Origin of the sequence: Paenibacillus sp. KS-LC4 (genome assembly GCF_036894955.1) — a bacterium.
Taxonomy (GTDB): Bacteria; Bacillota; Bacilli; order Paenibacillales; family Paenibacillaceae; genus Pristimantibacillus.
Map to the genome: position 1 here is coordinate 1,979,191 of NZ_CP145905.1, position 18,310 is coordinate 1,997,500.

General features: G+C 48.6%; 19 protein-coding genes and 1 riboswitch (1 of these 20 cut by a window edge). Of the genes, 16 read left to right on the forward strand and 3 right to left on the reverse strand.

Features of this window, described 5'->3' with window-relative positions; translation table 11 throughout:
* The first annotated feature begins 69 nt into the window (after positions 1-69).
* The 3 genes from V5J77_RS08540 (at position 70) to V5J77_RS08550 (ending at position 2,568) form a co-directional block, all read left to right on the forward strand.
* Entirely contained in the window at positions 70-648 is a 579-nt protein-coding gene (locus tag V5J77_RS08540; protein ID WP_338555351.1) for a sigma-70 family RNA polymerase sigma factor, read from the forward strand.
* Entirely contained in the window at positions 645-1,553 is a 909-nt protein-coding gene (locus V5J77_RS08545) for an anti-sigma factor (protein ID WP_338555352.1), read from the forward strand. Before V5J77_RS08540 ends, V5J77_RS08545 begins: the two co-directional genes overlap by 4 nt.
* Positions 1,554-1,674: 121 nt before the next feature.
* Positions 1,675-2,568 (forward strand): polysaccharide deacetylase family protein, encoded by an 894-nt coding sequence (locus V5J77_RS08550; protein WP_338555353.1) that lies wholly within the window; start codon positions 1,675-1,677, stop codon positions 2,566-2,568.
* A 68-nt stretch (positions 2,569-2,636) separates the two neighbouring features.
* On the opposite strand, the gene ilvD is transcribed toward V5J77_RS08550, so the two are convergent.
* Positions 2,637-4,322 carry a dihydroxy-acid dehydratase gene (ilvD, locus tag V5J77_RS08555; protein WP_338555354.1) on the reverse strand — a complete coding sequence of 562 codons (1,686 nt, stop codon included), beginning with the start codon at positions 4,320-4,322 and terminating at the stop codon, positions 2,637-2,639.
* Between the two features lie 191 nt (positions 4,323-4,513).
* On the opposite strand from ilvD, the gene V5J77_RS08560 reads away from it, so the two are divergent.
* Positions 4,514-4,984, forward strand: coding sequence for a MarR family transcriptional regulator (locus tag V5J77_RS08560; RefSeq protein WP_338555355.1), 471 nt, complete (start codon positions 4,514-4,516; stop codon positions 4,982-4,984).
* 94 nt (positions 4,985-5,078) lie between these two features.
* Here V5J77_RS08560 and V5J77_RS08565 read toward each other — a convergent pair whose 3' ends face one another.
* Positions 5,079-6,461, reverse strand: coding sequence for a hypothetical protein (locus tag V5J77_RS08565; RefSeq protein WP_338555356.1), 1,383 nt, complete (start codon positions 6,459-6,461; stop codon positions 5,079-5,081).
* Positions 6,462-6,699: 238 nt separating this feature from the next.
* Between V5J77_RS08565 and V5J77_RS08570 the strand changes: the two genes are divergently transcribed.
* From V5J77_RS08570 to V5J77_RS08595, 6 genes are all read left to right on the forward strand, one after another.
* Positions 6,700-7,770, forward strand: coding sequence for a BMP family protein (locus tag V5J77_RS08570; RefSeq protein ID WP_338555357.1), 1,071 nt, complete (start codon positions 6,700-6,702; stop codon positions 7,768-7,770).
* Between the two features lie 170 nt (positions 7,771-7,940).
* Entirely contained in the window at positions 7,941-9,428 is a 1,488-nt protein-coding gene (locus V5J77_RS08575; protein ID WP_338555358.1) for an ABC transporter ATP-binding protein, read from the forward strand.
* Positions 9,429-9,432: 4 nt separating this feature from the next.
* The gene (locus V5J77_RS08580; protein WP_338555359.1) at positions 9,433-10,485 is read left to right on the forward strand and encodes an ABC transporter permease; all 1,053 of its coding nucleotides are present in this window, start codon (positions 9,433-9,435) and stop codon (positions 10,483-10,485) included.
* A 1-nt stretch (position 10,486) separates the two neighbouring features.
* A complete protein-coding gene (locus V5J77_RS08585) occupies positions 10,487-11,410 on the forward strand; it encodes an ABC transporter permease (protein WP_338555360.1) in 924 nt (307 codons plus the stop codon).
* Between the two features lie 44 nt (positions 11,411-11,454).
* The gene (locus tag V5J77_RS08590; RefSeq protein ID WP_338555361.1) at positions 11,455-12,126 is read left to right on the forward strand and encodes a sulfite oxidase-like oxidoreductase; all 672 of its coding nucleotides are present in this window, start codon (positions 11,455-11,457) and stop codon (positions 12,124-12,126) included.
* 1 nt (position 12,127) lies between these two features.
* Positions 12,128-12,853 (forward strand): nucleoside phosphorylase, encoded by a 726-nt coding sequence (locus tag V5J77_RS08595; protein WP_338555362.1) that lies wholly within the window; start codon positions 12,128-12,130, stop codon positions 12,851-12,853.
* 114 nt (positions 12,854-12,967) lie between these two features.
* Here the strand turns inward: V5J77_RS08595 and V5J77_RS08600 are convergent, their stop codons facing one another.
* Positions 12,968-13,762, reverse strand: coding sequence for an AIM24 family protein (locus V5J77_RS08600; protein ID WP_338555363.1), 795 nt, complete (start codon positions 13,760-13,762; stop codon positions 12,968-12,970).
* Positions 13,763-13,976: 214 nt separating this feature from the next.
* Positions 13,977-14,020: riboswitch (PreQ1 riboswitch) on the forward strand.
* Between the two features lie 205 nt (positions 14,021-14,225).
* Between V5J77_RS08600 and queC the strand changes: the two genes are divergently transcribed.
* From queC to V5J77_RS08630, 6 genes are all read left to right on the forward strand, one after another.
* Positions 14,226-14,939 carry a 7-cyano-7-deazaguanine synthase QueC gene (gene queC / locus V5J77_RS08605; RefSeq protein ID WP_338555364.1) on the forward strand — a complete coding sequence of 238 codons (714 nt, stop codon included), beginning with the start codon at positions 14,226-14,228 and terminating at the stop codon, positions 14,937-14,939.
* Complete coding sequence (queD, locus tag V5J77_RS08610) at positions 14,936-15,421, forward strand: 6-carboxytetrahydropterin synthase QueD (RefSeq protein ID WP_338555365.1); 486 nt, start codon at positions 14,936-14,938, stop codon at positions 15,419-15,421. The genes queC and queD overlap by 4 nt, the downstream gene beginning before the upstream one ends.
* A complete protein-coding gene (gene queE, locus V5J77_RS08615; RefSeq protein WP_338555366.1) occupies positions 15,414-16,151 on the forward strand; it encodes a 7-carboxy-7-deazaguanine synthase QueE in 738 nt (245 codons plus the stop codon). The genes queD and queE overlap by 8 nt, the downstream gene beginning before the upstream one ends.
* A gap of 44 nt (positions 16,152-16,195) precedes the next feature.
* Positions 16,196-16,693, forward strand: coding sequence for a preQ(1) synthase (gene queF / locus V5J77_RS08620; RefSeq protein WP_338555367.1), 498 nt, complete (start codon positions 16,196-16,198; stop codon positions 16,691-16,693).
* A gap of 92 nt (positions 16,694-16,785) precedes the next feature.
* Complete coding sequence (locus V5J77_RS08625) at positions 16,786-17,073, forward strand: hypothetical protein (protein WP_338555368.1); 288 nt, start codon at positions 16,786-16,788, stop codon at positions 17,071-17,073.
* 391 nt (positions 17,074-17,464) lie between these two features.
* Positions 17,465-18,310, forward strand: the 5' portion of a protein-coding gene (locus tag V5J77_RS08630; protein WP_338555369.1) for a hypothetical protein. It continues 777 nt past the right edge of the window; 846 of the gene's 1,623 nt are visible here — the first part of the coding sequence; the start codon lies at positions 17,465-17,467; the stop codon falls past the right edge of the window.

The window sequence follows — 18,310 nt, forward strand, 5'->3', positions numbered from 1 at the left end:
GCCGGAGTTTTAAAATAAAATAGAATAAAAGCATTCAGATCACTTAATTATAGAGGGGGCTATCCCAGCATGGGGGAACCGACATCTGATGAATATTTAATTCAACTGATCGCACGGCAGGATGCATCGGCGCTTGAGCAGCTGTACGATCGCTATGAACGGCCCGTCTACTCATTCGTGTATCGAATGCTCAAAGATGAGATGGCATCGGAGGAAGTGGTGCAGGAGCTGTTTATGCGAATATGGAATGCGGCTTCTAGAGTTGAAACCGAAGAAGCGTCAGGAAAAATAAGCACCTGGATTTTTGCAATCGCCCGCAACCTTGCCATTGATTGGATCAGAAAGCAGGGCAGACGTCCGCAGCAGGTTCAGGAAGAGCAGATTTTAGAGCGAACGGTCGATCCGCTTACAACGGAAAAGGCTGTGGAGGACAGAATGCTTGGCCAGCAAATGAAAGAAGCCATTGGACAGCTGAGTGACGACCAAAAGCAGGTTGTTGAGTGGATCTATTATATGGGCTATACGCAGCAAGAGGTGGCGGACAAGCATCAAATTCCGCTTGGTACCGTTAAAAGCAGGGTCAGGCTGGCGTTAGGCCAGCTGCGTAAACGATTCGAACATACATGGAAGGAGGGGGTGCGGCAATGATTAAACCTAATGATTCACTTTGTGAGGACGTGGAGATGTATTCACTTGGAGGTCTTGATGCTGAAGCAACGCAGCAATTTGAACATCATTTGTCGCATTGCCAGCGGTGCAGAGAGATGGTGGAGGAGCTACAGCCTATTATCTCTCGTTTTCCCCATGCAGTTGAGTCGGTAGAACCGCCAGCTGGTATGAAGCAGCGCATACTGGCAGCTGTATTGCAGTCTGCGCCAACGTCTGCGCCGATGTCGACATTAACAGCTGCTGATGAAAGTAGTAACCCAGAACATTATGGGAGCGGCAATAATCAGGTCGGCAGTGAAGAACCCGCTCCTCGACCAGAGTTTATCCCATTGCGAACAGCCACTTTACAGACTCAGCTGCGCAAACGCTGGGTTACTCGTGTAATGACGGGTGTTGCGGCTTCATTCGTTATTCTTTCCGGCTTTTTGTTGCAGCAGGTTAACCAGCTTAGCCATGAAACGGCTGATTTAACGAGTCAGTTGGAGCAGTTGAAGCAGCAGATTGCGGCCTCCGACAGTCCGGCTGCTGCTTCACAGGTAAATGGTGTCGTATCGCTTAAGCCGACGGAAGCAGGCATTGTAGCCGAGGGCCGCGCAACGATTAGCGTAGACAGCAAAGGGATGCATTTAATCGTTCAGGTCGAGCAGTTGCCCAAGCTACAAGGCGATGAAGCCTTTCAGGTATGGCTGCTAAAAGAGGGCAAGCCGGTTAACGCAGGCACGTTCCTGCCAAATGAAGGCGTAGGAGCGCTGTATTTTACATTTAATCCGGATGACTACGATCAAATTGCCATTACGCAGGAGCCAGATGCTAATGGGGTAGAGCCAAGAGGCTCGATGGTGCTGGCGGGGGCATTAAGCCAAAGTGAGAAATCAAGTTCATAACCCTAGCTTACCTATAAGCGGGCTAAACAACCAAAATCCTATTAAAGATGCAAACACATTAAAGTGTATGCGTCTTTATTTTTTGCGTTTCAGTGTTAAAAAACGAGGAGGAAACAATAAAATGAGAAAATTAGGTTCTGGGATAGAAGAGCGTTTATTAATTATAAATGCTGATGATTTTGGAATTACAGGGGGAACCAATGCAGCTATCATTGATTTATTTGAGCAAAAGGCGATAACATCAGCATCTATAATGATGCCGTGCTCAGCTGCAAGGGAAGCGATCGAGAAAAGTAAGGAAGCAAATTTTAAACAAATAGGTATCCACCTTACCTTAAACAGCGATAAAAATAATGGCTTGCGTCCCGTATTTAAAGAAAGGGTATTAAGCAGTTTAGTTACTGAGCAGGGATATTTTTATAATGAAATATCACAAGTTGAGATAATGGCAAATCCTGAGGAAGTAAAGCTGGAATTTGATGCTCAAATTCAAAACGCCATATTATTAGGAATTGATCCTACTCATCTGGATAGTCATGGCGGGAGTATTATGGGGCTTCACACAGGACGTGACTTCTTGGATATAATTTTTGATTTATGTGAAAAATATTGTCTACCCTTTAATTTGCCTTTAAGAATATTAGAGCAGCCATTTTTCAATCACACACAGAAAGAAGGATTTAAAAGTAGAATAGATACCGCTAACAAACGTGGCATTATGTTGATTGATGATATGGTGTCTCTGCCATATTGTCAAAAAACCTCTGTAAAGTATGAGGAGCTGAAGCAGCAGTTTAAACAGATAATAAAAAATATCAGGCCGGGTATAACCCAGTTGACTGTACATCCCGCTCTAATAACTAATGAATTAAAGGCTTTAACTCATTGTTACAGTGAAAGAGAGTTAGAGTACTTTCTTTTGAAGGATGATGACATTTTACGATTTATTAAAAGGGAGGGCATTAGGCTCCTATCGTGGAAAGCCATTCGAGATTTGCAAAGAAACATGAATTGAAATTTAGGAGAGTAGCAGGTGGAAGGGGAAAAATAAAAAGCAGCGACGAAGCGCTGCTTAGTGTCAAACTACATTTTCATTACGCCGCCGCGGCTGGCGTTAGTAACGAGGTGGGAATAACGCGCAAGATAACCGCGTTTGATTTTTGGTTCGAAGCCCGGCCATGCGGCACGGCGTTTCTCGAACTCCTCATCGCTGATTAAAACGTTCATTCCACGGTTGTTCATATCCAGCTCAACGATGTCGCCGTCTTGTACGAAAGCAATTGGACCGCCTTCAGCCGCTTCTGGTGAAACGTGGCCGATACTGATTCCGCGGGAAGCGCCGGAGAAGCGTCCATCGGTTACGAGACCGACTTTAGCGCCTAGGCCCATACCAGCGATTTGCGAGGTAGGAGCTAGCATTTCCGGCATGCCTGGACCGCCTTTAGGTCCTTCATAACGAATGATAACAACATGTCCTTCTTTAACTTTGCCGTTAGCGATGCCAGCAAGAGCTTCATCCTGGGAATCAAAGCAAATAGCAGGACCTTTATGATAGCCGTTAACCGATTTGTCAATCGCGCCGACTTTAATAATTGCGCCGCCTGGAGCAAGGTTGCCGAACAATACAGCAAGTCCGCCACGCTCACTATGCGGATTGTCAATCGTCCGGATAACGTCGGTATTTTGAATTTCGCAGCCCTCTACGTTTTCGCGCAGCGTCTTGCCCGTAACAGTGATGCAATCGCCATGCAGCGTGCCTTCTTTTTTGAACATTTCGTTCAATACGGCGCTTACGCCGCCAGCCAGATGCACATCTTCGATGTGGTAGTCGGAAGCGGGAGCGATTTTAGCCAAATGCGGTACGCGCTCAGCAATTTCATTGATGCGCTCGATTGGGTAGTCAATACCTGCTTCATGTGCAAGTGCCAGCGTATGAAGAACGGTATTCGTGGAACCGCCCATTGCCATATCAAGGGCAAAGGCGTTATCAATCGTATCTTTCGTTACGATGTCGCGAGGCTTAATGCCAAGCTCAATCAGCTTCATTAGTTGGGTAGCCGATTGCTTAACGAATTCCTTACGCTCAGGTGCTACGGCAAGAATCGTGCCGTTGCCTGGAAGCGCGAGACCAAGGCCTTCAGCAAGACAGTTCATCGAGTTGGCAGTGAACATGCCTGAGCATGAGCCGCAAGTCGGACAGCCGAACTGTTCAAGCTCCAGCAGGCTCTTATCATCAATGATGCCGGCTTGGTAAGCGCCAACGCCTTCGAAAACGCTGGAGAGCGAGATCGAGCGGCCATCGGATGTTTTACCCGCCTTCATAGGTCCGCCGCTGACGAACATAGTTGGGATGTTGACGCGCAGTGCGCCCATCATCATGCCTGGTGTAATTTTGTCACAGTTCGGGATGCAAACCATACCGTCGAACCAATGCGCATTTACAACGGTTTCTACAGAATCGGCAATAATTTCGCGGCTTGCCAGCGAGTAGCGCATGCCGATATGTCCCATTGCGATTCCATCGTCAACGCCAATGGTGTTAAATTCGAAAGGAACACCGCCAGCATCGCGAATGGCTTGCTTAACAAGCTTGCCGAATTCCTGCAAATGAACGTGACCAGGTACAATATCAATATAGGAATTACAAACAGCAATGAAGGGCTTGTCGAAATCTTCCTCTGCTACTCCCGCTGCACGCAGCAAGCTGCGGTGTGGTGCGCGGTCAAATCCTTTTTTTATCATGTCGGAACGCATCTTCTTAGGTGCCATTAAATATCCCTCCAGTATGAAAAGTCGATACCTTTGAGTTTAACACAGAGGACAAGCATTGGCTAGTAATGTTGATGGACTTATGTGCTTAAAACGGCTTCTGGCTTGGCTATCAAGGAAAAACACGGTATAGTAGTAGGAAAAGTATAATGAACGTGCCGTGAAGAAAACCAGTATCGCGAGGGGTATAAATGAATCAGGAAAATACGGAGCAAAGAATAGAAAAAATGCGTGAGATGGACGAGGCCTTTCGCCAGCTCAGACGTTTAATCCATGCCGAATGGAATCGATTTAATGTGCAAGGGCTAGGCATGACGGATGCAAAGATGGTTTTGTTGCTGTCGGAGCATGGTCCACAGAAAGCGTCAGTTATGGCGGAGCTGCTGCAAATTACGAGTGGCGCGGTCACTGGCATCGCCGACCGATTAATTAATTTTGGCTATATTGACCGGGAACGAAGTGAAGAGGACCGTCGTATCGTGCTGCTCACGATTACGGACGAGGGGCGCAAATTGGTAGATGGCATTATGCGTGTTCGTGAAGATCTCATGCTCAGGCTTTATGAAGGATTTTCGCTGGAGGATATGGATGTTACGGTAAGCATGTTCACGCGAATGAGTGAAAATTTGGAACGCAAGCGCGAGGACAACAGCGAGGCTTAGCATTACATGCTTTGCTATACTGCAAAAAAAAAGGGGATTCGCTTCGTTTCACGAAGGAATCCCTTTTTTTGCAATCGTTGGATTGTTCTTCAGCTTATAGACCTTCGCCATTCAAGTAGTTATGGAATGGCTTGTCTACCCAGAACGTATAGGAATCAATGTTGACAGCCGGATCAAGCTTGCGGAAGCCCTCTACGATGTTTTTCGATTGATCGTTCAGCGAGAAGGACTGAGCATAAAAATAACCGCTGCCCGTAATTTTATTATTCGTAATGACCTCGTATTCATCGAGCTTAGTCGAGGAATAATAAAGCGGCTGGAACCATGAGCCATAGATCAGGCCAGGCTGATCGGCTTTATCTTTTTTCGCATATTGCAAAATAATAGGCTGGAAGCGGGCTTTATCCGCTGCATTGTTGAATTCAAAGGCGATGTCAAATTCCTTCGCATAGGTAATAAAGTTGCCATTCTCGATTTGGACAACTTTATAATTTTCAGTATCCTTTGTTGGCGGCTCGCCCCATTCCTTCATGAAGACGAAGGCGGATGTTTTAGGCTCTAGCTGAACCTTGGCGTCAATGCCTTCGCTGCGCAGCAGCCCGATAAGCTGGATAACATGCTTGAGGTCACTATGTCCATAAGTAAGGGATAGCGATGGAGTGAAGTTGGCGTCAAATCGCGCGTCCTTCAGGTTGTAACCCGTAACCAAGTTGTTTTTGAGCGCTGTATCGACAATCGTTTGCAGCTCAGGTGCTTGAATAATGTTGGATGTTTTGAACGCATCATTCAGTTCAGCATAAATCGTGCTGTCGCTGATGTTGCCGATGAAATGCTTATAATCTCCTTTAAAGGAAAGGATTTGTACGATCAGTGTTTCGGCAAGCTGCGGCGTCAGCCCTTTGCCTTTGATCGCAGGGTACTGGGAGGCTGGAAGTAATCCCGTATCAACGGCTGCTGCGAGCTCTTGCGCTGCTGCTGTTCCAAGAGAGGAGGCAGGAATATTCAGCTTCTTTAGTCCAGCTGTAATTTTCGCCTGCGGGTATGTATGAGCCAGCTCTTGCAGTCCAGCCGCTTTAACGGCGATATATAAAGCGGATGCTGCTGTCAGCTTTTGCTCGGCGTTTACGGTTGTTGATGTGAGAATTCCTTGTTTATGAAGGGCTGCTGCTGCGGTATAATAAGGACTAGCCTCCGTTAAATCAGTGAAGGCAGGAAGCTCTTCCGGCTGCTCCAGCTTAAGCGCATCGGCAATAGCTTGAATGAATTGCCCTTTTGTAATCGTGCTAGTAGTGAAGGAGATGCCAAATTTCTCTTTAAGGAACAGCTTAGCCTCGGATGAAGCGGCAGTCGTTGCTGCGCTTGTTGCTGTTGTAGTAGAAGCAGCTGCATAAGTAGGAACGGTGGCTGATAAGGCGATGGATAAGGCCAGAGATGCGGACAATAAGGATCTGGTTAGTGCAGGATATTTTGTGCTCATAAAGTTCCCTCCGGTATTGGATATTATTTTCCAAAACATATTAAATGACTCGGAATAGTATGATTATACTAGCATTGTTACAATTTTGTGTCAACATCGTATTTTTATAACTAAGATTCGTGAAAATAATGTAGAATAAACGAGAGTTTTGTCGAAAATTCGCTATTGACAAAATCCGATGAGCTTACTAGGATTAAGAGAAAAATACAAGCTATTTAAGGGAGAGAAACGTACACAGATGAAAAAGACACTGGCGTTAACAATTTCATTATTGATGGTTGTCGTTTTACTAGCAGCCTGCGGCTCGAACGCAACAAATAACAGCAGCACTGGCACGAATAGCGGCACAGCTACAAATGCTGGAACGGCAACAGCTTCTCCTGAAGCAGAAAAGCAAAAACGCGTTGCACTTGTGCTACCTGAGCAAATCGGCGTTAACCCGTTTTTCGCATCGATGGATGAAGGCTTCAAAAGAGCTGGTGAAGAATTTAATGTAGAAGTGAAAACGATTGAGTCGACAGACCCTGCTGCATTCGAGCAAAACCTGCGTGCAGCGGTAGCGGACAATTACGATCTGATCATTACAGCAACCTTCCAAGCGGAGGATGCCCTTAATAAAGTAGCTCCAGAAAATCCGGACAAGCCATTCGCGATTATTGATACAACCGTGGAGCAGCCTAACGTTCGCAGCGTCGTGTTCCGTGAACAGGAGGCAGCTTACCTGCTTGGCGCAGCCGCTGGACTTTCCACTAAAACAAATGTAGTTGGCGCAGTAGTAGCGATGGATACACCGCTGCTTAAGAAATACACCTACGGTTTCGAGCAAGGGCTTAAAAGCACAAACCCGGATGCCAAATTTTTGACTAACTATGTAGGCAATTTTAATGATTCGGCTAAAGGCAAGGAGCTTGCACTTCTGCAATACTCGCAAGGTGCAGATTTTGTAGCCGGCATGTCGGCAGTAGGCGATCTTGGCGTATTTGAAGCAGCGAAGGAAAAAGGCTTGTACGCTTCCGGTCAAGACATTGACCGTACAGTGCTTGATCCTGAGCATATCGTCCTTTCCCAGTTGAAAGGAACAGATACGGTAGCTTATGAAACCGTTAAAGCATTCGCAACTGGCCAATTCGACTTTACTGCAACGGACTACGGCTTGAAGGAAAACGGTGTAGGTCTTACATTCGTAACCCAAGACAGCAAATCACCGCTTAGCCCATTTGTTGGTGAAGACACGATTACGAAAGTGAAAGCTATTGCTCAAGATATTATTTCAGGGAAAGTCGTCGTAGAGCTTCCAGCGGCGAAATAAGAAGATGCACCGGCTGCCAGCGAGCAGCCGGTTTGCTTGTTTTTGAAATATAGGAAAGTATATGATCTCGCCATATTTTCTCTATATTTCTCGGTCTGAAATGCCGTGCGCCGTCAAAGGACGGCGCGCGGCCGTTTCACCTTAGTTTATTGTGAGAGGAGAGCTGCCTCATGCTGCTGCAAATGAATAAGATTACAAAATCCTACGGAGCGCTAAAGGCCAATAACGAAGTGGATTTTTCGCTGCGTAAAGGAGAAATTCATGCGCTGGTCGGAGAAAATGGTGCTGGAAAAACGACATTGATGCGCATTTTGTACGGCATGGAGACGCCGACTTCTGGCAGCATCGTTGTAAACGGGAAGCAGGAGGCGTTTCATAGCCCATCGGACGCCATCAACAGTAAAATCGGGATGGTGCATCAGCATTTTATGCTGTTCCCAACGTTCACTATTTCTGAAAACATCGTCATCGGCCGGGAGCCCGCCAAGGCAATAAGCTTTGATCGCAAGCAAGCGGCACTTATAACAGAGCAATTGGGTGCTTCATATGGCATGCCCGTTGATCCGTGGAAAAAGGTAGAGGATTGCTCGCTAGGCTTGCAGCAGCGCGTAGAAATATTGAAGGTGCTGCATCAGGGAGCAGAAATCATTATTTTGGATGAGCCGACTGCGGTATTGACACCTCTTGAGGTCAAGGAGCTGCTTATTGCTATCAAGCGGCTGGCCGCACAGGGCAAAAGCTTCATTCTAATTAGCCATAAGCTGCAGGAAATTATGGACGTAGCTGATCGAATCACGGTGCTGCGCGACGGTAAACTCAGCGGTACGGTACATGCGGCGGATACGAGTATTGAAGAGTTGTCGCGGATGATGGTTGGCCGCGAGCTGCTAGAATTGCAGAAAGAGGCTCCAGCCAGCGGCGAGAAGGTGCTCGAAGCGGTGCAGCTTACGATAAAAGGCGAGCATGGCAAGCCGAAGCTTGATCAAGTCAGCCTTGCCGTTCACGCTGGAGAAATTGTCGGCATCGCTGGTATTTCCGGCAATGGGCAATCGGAGCTGCTGCAGGCGATTTCGGGACTTGTCCCAGTTGATGCTGGAAAGATCGAGCTGCGAGGCAAAGAGGTTACTGGCGAGTCTGTGCGCAGCATTCGTGAGCAAGGGCTGGCCCATATACCTGAGGATCGCTATCAATGGGGGGTGGCCAAGGATGCTACGGTGCTGGAAAATGGTCTAATGGGCCATACCCGCCGCTACCAGCGTGGAGGCGTGCTGCGCGGAGCGGCTATCCGCCAGCTCGTAAGCGGCTGGGTTGAGCGTTTTGGCATTAAAACAGGCTCGATTCATACGAAGGCGCAATATTTATCGGGAGGCAATTTGCAGAAGCTGATTGTGGCGCGCGAGCTTGCTCAGGAAACACCGTTCCTCATTGCAGCTGAGCCCACCCGCGGCGTCGATATCGGCGCAATGGAAATCATTCATGGCGAGCTGCTGAAGCGGCGAGCTGAAGGCGGAGCGATTTTGCTCGTATCCTCGGAGCTGACGGAAATACTAAAGCTGTCCGACCGCGTGCTCGTTATGAATGAAGGCCGGATCGTTGGCGAGCTGCCAGGCTTAACGGCTACGGAAGAAGAAATTAGTCTGTTAATGGCGGGAGGATAAACGGGTGGACAAGCTTAAAGGAATACTGAAGGCGCTATTGCAGCCGCTTCTCGCCATCGTCGTCGGTCTCGGTGCGGGCGCTATCGCCATCGCGATTGTTGGCGGGTCTGTCACTGAAACCTATGCCGAGATGTGGAAGGGCGCCTTCGGCAGTTTTTATTTTTTCACAAATACATTAAGCCGCGCTACGCCCATTATGCTGATTGGGCTTGGAGTGGCGCTTGCCTTTCGGGCGGGCTTTTTCAATATGGGCTCCGAGGGACAAATGGTGCTTGGCGCGCTAAGCGCCGCAGTGACTGCGATTTATTTGCCTGGTCCTGCCTGGTTTAAGCTTGTTGCAGCGCTGCTTGCCAGCGTTATTGCTGGCGGATTATGGTCGGCTTTTGCAGGATGGCTGGATGCCCGGTTTCGCATGAACTTATTGATTACGACCTTATTGCTTAATTATATAGCCTCTTTATTCGCAGGTTATGTCGTATCCTATCCTTTGATGGACAGATCCGGCTCGGCCGCTATGGCGCAGACGGTCATGGTGGACAAAAGCGTGTGGCTGCCCAAGCTGTTTCAAGGGATGAGCCTGCATGCAGGGTTTCTGTTTGCACTGCTTGGGGCTATAGCGCTTGCCTGGTTTATGCGCTATATGGTTAAAGGCTATGAAATCCGCATGATGGGCGGCAATCCGCTTTTTGCGAGCTATGGCGGTGTGAATCGCGGCAGGCTGATGCTGTACAGCATGTTTGTCAGCGGCGGCTTTGCTGGTCTTGCCGGAGCTGGAGAGGTGCTTGGCACGCAATACCGCTATTTGGATGGCGCGCTTACCTCACCAGGCTACGCCTGGTCAGGCATTATGGCGACGCTGCTGGCCGGCTCGAATCCGCTCGGTACTGCGCTTGCTGCCATATTGCTTGCTGCACTGCAAACCGGAGGCATGGGTGTCGAGCGCAATACCGATGTCCCGCTGGAAGTATCGAGCATTATTCAGGCCGTACTTATTTTATTTATTTCCGCAAAGTTTACTTATTCGTTCTTTAAGAAAAAGAAGAAGGCGGGGGCTTAAGGTGGATCAGTTGTTTGATGTTTCCCTGTTTGCTTCGACACTCCGCATGATTACGCCGATTTTGCTTGCAGCGCTCGGCGGTGCATTATGCGCGCGGGTCGGCCTGTTTAACGTCGGCCTCGAAGGGCTCATACTCATTGGCGCCTTCTCGGCGATTGTCGGCAACCATTTGACGGGCAATGTATGGCTCGCTGTGCTGTTTGCTATCGTCTGCGTGCTCGTGTTCTCCTTATTGCTTGCTTATATGGCTATTCATTTGAAGGCAAATGTTATCGTCGTCGGAATTTCGCTCAACTTTCTTGCGCTTGGGCTGACGACGTTTTCCTTGCGGGCGATCTTTAATGTCAAAGGCGCTTATTACGATAAAAGCATGATAGGCCTGCCGAAATGGGATATTCCGCTGATTAAGGACATTCCTTGGGTCGGAGATGTCGTTTCCGGCCATTCGCCGCTCGTCTATTTATCTATCGTGCTCGTCGCTTGTTTGCAGTATTATTTATTTAAGACCGTTTCAGGCTTCCGCCTTCTGGCTGCTGGGCAAAATCCGATTGCCGCCAGAAGCCTCGGCATCAAGGTGACGCATATCCAGTATGGGGCCGTTCTGATGTGCGGCGTATTGTGCGGGCTGGCTGGAGCGCAGCTGTCGCTTGGCCAAGTAACGATGTTTACCGAGGGCATGACGGCAGGCCGCGGCTTTATCGCGCTGGTTGCGACGATGCTCGGACAGTCTAATCCGCTTGGCGTTGCCGGCGCGAGCCTGTTGTTTGGGTTTATGGATGCGCTCAGCACGAGGCTTCAGGGCTATGCGCTGCCCGTTCATTTTACAATGATGCTGCCTTATGTAGTGACGATTATTGCTATGTTTTTCTTCAAGGATAAAAGCTATTTGGCGGAAGCGCGCAAGGCGAACGAAAGCTCGCGTTAGGAGCGCTGCTGCAAGCCGCATATTTGAAGGAGGTTTAATGGATTATGCTTAGTAAGGCTGAACGTTTGAAAAAAGCGCCGGTTCGGCATATTGAGGTGGCTGCCGAAATCGCCCATCGGGTTCCGCCCGGACAAGCGCTGACGGACCGTTTTCCAATTTTGCATGAGAATGAAGTGCCCGAATATAATATGGCGGAATGGACGCTGACAATTAGTGGGGCTGTCGAGAAGGAAACGGTGTTTTCCTATGAGCAGCTCATGGCTATGCCGCAGACGACCCAGGTAAATGATATTCATTGCGTAACCCGCTGGTCGAAGCTGGATACGAAGTGGGAAGGCATCAAATTCAAGGATTTGCTGCCGCTGCTTGGCGTTAAGCCGGAAGCCAAATATGTGATGATTCATGCCGATCAGGATTATGAAACGAACCTGCCGCTTGAAGATTTATTGCGGGAGGATGTACTGCTTGCTCACAGCTATGATGGCGAGCAGCTGACGCCCAAGCATGGCTGGCCGCTACGCCTTCTAGTACCGCATTTGTATTTCTGGAAAAGCGCGAAATGGATTCGCGGCTTTGAATTTATGACGGAGGACCGTCCGGGCTTCTGGGAGCGCAATGGCTTCCACAATTATGCGGACCCGTTTGAGGAGCAGCGCTTCTCGGGAGAAGATTTGGGCCTGCCGGAAGATGAGTGGCATAAGAAGGAGTGGGATTAACTTGCTGTTGCCGATTTTACAAGTGAATACAGAGGATTTGCCCGCTATTGCTATCGTTTGCGGTGATCCGAAACGCGCCGAGACGATTGCAGGGCATTTGGAGGAAAAGCGCGAGCTGGCATTCAGCCGTGAATACCGCAGCTTTGTGGGAACCTATAAGGGAGTACGCCTAGCGGTAGTCAGTCATGGCGTAGGCTCGCCGGGTGCGGCCGTATGCTTTGAGGAACTGATCAAGGGCGGTGTTACGACGCTGATTCGCGTCGGGACGGCGGGCTCTTATTCGGCTGATTATCCAGCTGGCAGCCTCGTTGTCAGCACGGCTGCGGTTCGCGCAGACGGCTTGACGCGCCAGCTGGTGCCGGAAGGCTTTCCAGCGGTTGCCGATCATGAGGTAAGCAGTGCGCTGTATGCGGCGGCTTTGGCGGAGGGCGGCATTGTCAAGAAGGGCATCACCGTCACGCTCGATGCTTTCTTTACAGGCGTTGTGGATATTCCACATAAGCAGTACAAGCAGGCTGGCGCACTGGCGGTTGAGATGGAAATCGCTGCACTTTATATCATTGCAACGCTGCGCGGCGCACGCGCCGGAGCGATTTTAGCTTTGGACGGCTATGCAGATGCAGATTTGGCGCAAGAATATGATCCGCATACGAACGTTGTGGCAGAAGCGATTGAACGGGAAATTGCTGCTGCTTTGAACGCAGTCTTGAAGCTGGCAAGCGCATAACAGAAGAGTGCGTACTGCGGCAGCTGAATCTGCCAGTCCGTTCATAGGAGCTCATACGAAAGACCGCTTTCCCTTGTGAAGGGAAGAGCGGTCTTTTTTTCGCGCAATTGCAGATTAACGTCTTGCACCTGCTTGTGGCATTGGTTTGTAATCCGTAAGCGGCGCTAGCCATACCAGACCCGTTCCTCTGTATACGTTAACGAGACCTTCGCCCGAGGCAGCGGAGCCCAAAAGTGATTTTCCTGATTTTTCTACAGTGAAATCAAGGGAGCTCGACCACATCAAAGCAAAGTTGCCGTCTACCTTAAGCACATCATTTTGCAACTCAACGACAACCGCTTCTTCTGAAGGGATCGGCGCTTCTACAGCGAGCACGCCTTTTCCTCTAACGCTTAAATTAAACAGCCCTTCTCCGCCAAGCGCAGCTGAGGAGAGCGTCTTGCGTGCGCTTACGCTTAGTTCAAGTGTCGAATGGCAGGCTAAAAATAGACCGTCCTCGATGACGATATGATCGTTGTCCACGTCAATGAGCCACAAATAGCGATACGTCGGCTCCAGCATAATCGTGCCCGTCCCTTTGTATACCGGTTTGACGGCGGACGTGCCGGTTACTGCGCCAGCGACTAAATTTCGCATGAGTCCACCAACGCCTTTAATGCCTGAATTCATTTCTATATTTCCGATCATATACTGCATAGCACCTGCGCTCATCATAATTTCATTGTTATTGAGCTCAATCATCAGCTGTTTTTTGCGCATATTGCTTTGATTCATAAAATAGTTCGCTTGTGCTTCCAGCGCAGTCGTAGAGCTGAGATCCTCTTTATATTCCAAAATGCTGAATCCGCCCATTTGATCTTGAATGAAGACGTTTTTGTTTTCTTTTACATTATTTAATTTGAAAGCCATTGACGTATCTTCCTCCTGTTGCCCGCATTTTATTAGGTGGTGAAGGTGAAATATTTCCAGTCCCCCTTATATTCGACAAAAAGCCTCGTTTTCCTTGTAGCGGTACTTGTAGCCGTCCAATGTCTTCCCTTGTTCAGCGGCCTCCAGCTGTGCTATAGTACGAGAGGTGTGAAAATATAAAGTCTGGAGTGAACGCCGACCGCGGCGCATCACAACAGGAGAGGTTCGCGAACTCCCTCTATAAAAAACTAAGGAAAATGGAATGGCAGGACGAATTCCGTTTTTTAGAATATAAGAAGGTATACGTTTCACCTTTATACACTCTTATATTTCATCTTTGAAACGTCAGCTTTGTCACCAGAGGATGGCGACAGGCGTTTCACCTTGTTTTATGGGCAAAATGTTCGAAGGATCTCTCTGCATGCTCCGGCTGTAGCCGGCATTGAAGAGAGGAGAATGAAGGATGACAGCAACACAGAAAGTGCAGCAAAATCAAGCAGCAGCTGGCGAGCAGGCGGTGAAAAAAGCCGTCGTCGTATTTAGCGGAGGGCAGGACAGCACGACCTGTTTGTTTTGGGCGCTAAAGCGATATGACGTAGTGGAGGCTGTAACATTCAATTATGGACAGCGCCACAAGCTGGAGCTGGACTCCGCCGCACAAATTGCGCAGGAGCTTGGCGTCAAGCATCATGTGCTTGATATGTCACTGCTTAATCAGCTGGCGCCAAATGCGCTGACGAGGGACGATATTGCGATTGAGCAAACAGAAGGCGGCCTGCCGACGACATTCGTGGATGGCCGTAATTTGCTGTTTCTATCGTTCGCAGCGATACTTGCCAAGCAAATTGACGCGCATACGGTCGTGACCGGTGTATGCGAGACCGATTTCAGCGGCTATCCCGACTGCCGCGACATTTTTATTAAATCTACGAATGTGACGCTTAATCTCGCGATGGACTATCCATTCGTCATTGAGACCCCCCTCATGTGGCTGAATAAAGCCCAAACTTGGCAGCTTGCCGATGAGCTGGGCGCCTTCGAGTTCGTCAGAAGCAAGACGCTGACCTGCTACAATGGCATCCTTGCAGATGGCTGCGGCGATTGCCCGGCATGCAAGCTTAGATCGCAGGGCCTTGAGCAATATTTGTCTTTCCGTAAGGAGGATGAGGCCGAGTGATTCAGCAAATTTACCCTTCCGTAGTACATCCCTACAGCTACGAGCTAAATAAAGATATGCATTTTGCTGCTGCACATAGCATTCCGAGCGCCGATGCGGGCAAATGTGCCCAGATTCATGGGCATACGTATTTCGCTAATGTGACAATCGCTGGTGATGAGCTCGATGCATCCGGCTTTCTTGTTAACTTTGCACGCATTAAGCGGCTCATTCATGACCGCTTTGACCATACGTATTTAAATGATGATAACGAGCATTTCCATGCGCAAAGCGCAGAGTATTTTCCGACAACGGAAGTTGTGGCGCGTACAATTTATGAAATTACACAAGCTTATTTGGATCAGCTGGCGAACAAGCCGCGCTGTGTCCAAGTGTTTTTGCGTGAGACGCCAACGAGCTATGTCATTTACCGCCCCAAAAAGATGGCGCAGCAGCTAGCGGCTAAACAACTCCACGATGAGGCGGCTGCTCCCGATGCTTAAGCAGGCCGAAGCACGTATTCCGGTTATGGAAATTTTCGGGCCGACTGTGCAAGGGGAAGGGATGGTCATCGGGCAAAAAACGATGTTCGTCCGCACAGCAGGCTGCGATTACAGCTGTGCTTGGTGCGATTCTGCCTTTACGTGGGATGGAACAGCCAAGGATGAAATCCGCATGCTCACTGCTGCGGAAGTCATGTCGGAGCTGCACGCCGTCGGCGGAGCAGCGTTCTCGCATGTGACGCTATCTGGCGGCAATCCGGCACTGCTTCGCCATGCGGGTGAGCTGGTGCAGGGGCTGCATGCCGCAGGCATCCAGGTCGCGCTGGAAACGCAGGGCAGCAAGTGGCAGGACTGGCTGCTAGACATTGATGAGCTGACCTTATCACCCAAGCCGCCGAGTTCCGGAATGGCGACTAACTGGGACATGCTGGATCAGATTGTTAGGCAGCTGTCAGCAGCGGAGCGCAGCTTTAGCCTGAAGGTCGTCGTATTTGACGACGCTGACCTGGCGTATGCCGCAACTGTACACGCGCGGTATCCGGGAGTGCTTTTTTTCGTCCAAGCCGGCAATGATGACCTTGTTGAAGGCGACAATGGCAAGCTGCGCGACAAGCTTGTGGATCGGTATGAATGGCTAATTGAACGCGTAATGGTACGCAGCGATATGAATCAGGTAAGGGTGCTGCCGCAGCTGCACGCTTGGGTATGGGGGAACAAACGGGGCGTTTAGCATAGAAGGTTTGCGATGAGTGATAAGAGAAGGAGCGAGCAACGATGAGTGGAAGAAACGAAGAAGAGCTGAAGGGGATCAGTTTGCTTGGCAATCAGGGAACAGCGTATACGTTTGAATATGCACCGGAAATTTTGGAATCCTTTGAAAACAAGCATCCATACCGGGATTATTTTGTGAAGTTTAACTGTCCGGAGTTTACGAGTCTTTGCCCAATGACGGGTCAGCCGGATTTTGCTACTATTTACATTTCTTATGTTCCCGATGTGTTAATGGTAGAGAGCAAGTCGCTTAAGCTGTACTTATTCAGCTTCCGTAATCACGGAGATTTCCATGAGGACTGTGTAAACATTATTATGAACGATTTAATCAAGCTTATGGACCCGCGCTACATTGAGGTATGGGGCAAGTTCACGCCGCGCGGCGGCATCTCTATCGACCCTTATTGCAATTATGGGAAGCCGGGCACAAAATACGAGCAGATGGCGGAAAACCGCCTGATGAACCATGATTTATACCCGGAAAAAATAGATAACCGCTAGTAGGGATAGCTGTCTCGCAAGGCTTTAACACAAGCAAAGCATGACCCATTCTCGTATATTATAATAGACCATGAGAAAAGGAGATGCCTTGTATGTCTTGCGATTCGTTTTGTCCAACTGTCCGGGTATTTGATCCGCCTGTAACGGTGGTAAATGATGTCTTTCATCCGCAGATCGTTGAGGTTGTGCATCAAATCAACGTCGTTAATCGTCATCATTGCGTGCCTTGTGAGAAGCACCTGTATGAATACAATTATTCCGACGTAGATGCGAGCAAAGATTCCTGCCACAAAAGCCGCCGCAGCCGTGGAAGCCGTGGCAACAGCTACATTTCGAAAGCGAAAACTGCTAAGAAAAGCGTGAAGAAAGCAAAGAGCTAGCATAGCGCTCGAACGGGGCTTGCGATTGTAATTAGCTAGATCTCAATGGAGTAATAACGTTAAAAAACCGAAATTCCTCATTTAAGACGGGATTTCGGTTTTTTTGCATACAGGGAATTCTACATTTTTTGCAGCGGATCTCTTATAAAATAATCTGGAGGATGGCCTAAGAAAGTTGGGCTTGATATACGCCACCTACACGCGTCGAATTAGGAGGAATATGATGCTGCAACTCAGGAGTTACAAAATCATTTTTAGAAAGGAGCTAGTACTTGCATTCGTATTTACGTTCACGCTTTCTCTGTTTTTTGCAAACCTACACGCAGAGGGGGCTGAATCTCAGCCACTTACGGCACCTAAGCAAATTAAGCTGCCGATGAGCTTTGAACAAATGGATTTTAGCAAATTAAAGACTAGCTCTCAGCAGGTTGAGCCGATTTCAGATCTGACACTTGATATTTATGCGATTTCGCCTGATTGGGATAATTACGCAGACTTTACGAATATTGATGTTAATCTCAACAAGCATTTCCCGTATTTCTCCCTTGATGTTTACGAAATCGAAGGCAATACGCTAACCTACAAAGGAAGATTGTTCAAGGAAACTGCAAATATGGGGCCGGGTTATTATGGCTATGCATTTTGGATGGGGACCGTGATGCTTAATTCGGAGTACATTCAATTAGAAGAAGGTCATTATGCCATCATTCCCAGAGTGGGCTTGGGAGAAGAGGATCTGCTATTGGATAAACTTATTGATGTCATTATTGATTTGACACCGCCTGTTTCTGAGTTAAGTGAGCCGTCCGTAACGGCAGTGGATGATGTAGGAACGATACACGGGCGTGTCATCAGCGATCTAATGATCGACGCATTAGGCGATTATTCAGGCATTACAGTGTCGGTTAGCCCTAGTCATTCTTCAAGCCTATATTATTATGGAACCTTTGCTGAAAATGGTGAATTTAGCGTTAAAGTGCCGCTTAAATATGGGCTTAACCGGTTTTATGTAACCGTTCACGATGCTGCGTTTAATGGCAGACAGCCAATTTATACGGTCGATTACGTACGTGAAAAAGAACCTACGGAGCCTGCAATTGCAGCGGTTGCTTCTAAAATCGAAGTAGAAATCGGTGAGACTTTCGATATCGCTATTAATTTTTCACGAGTCAAGGATTTGTATGCCGCACAGTTCAGTCTGACTTATGACAGCGCATTAATTAAGGGCTCGACTGGG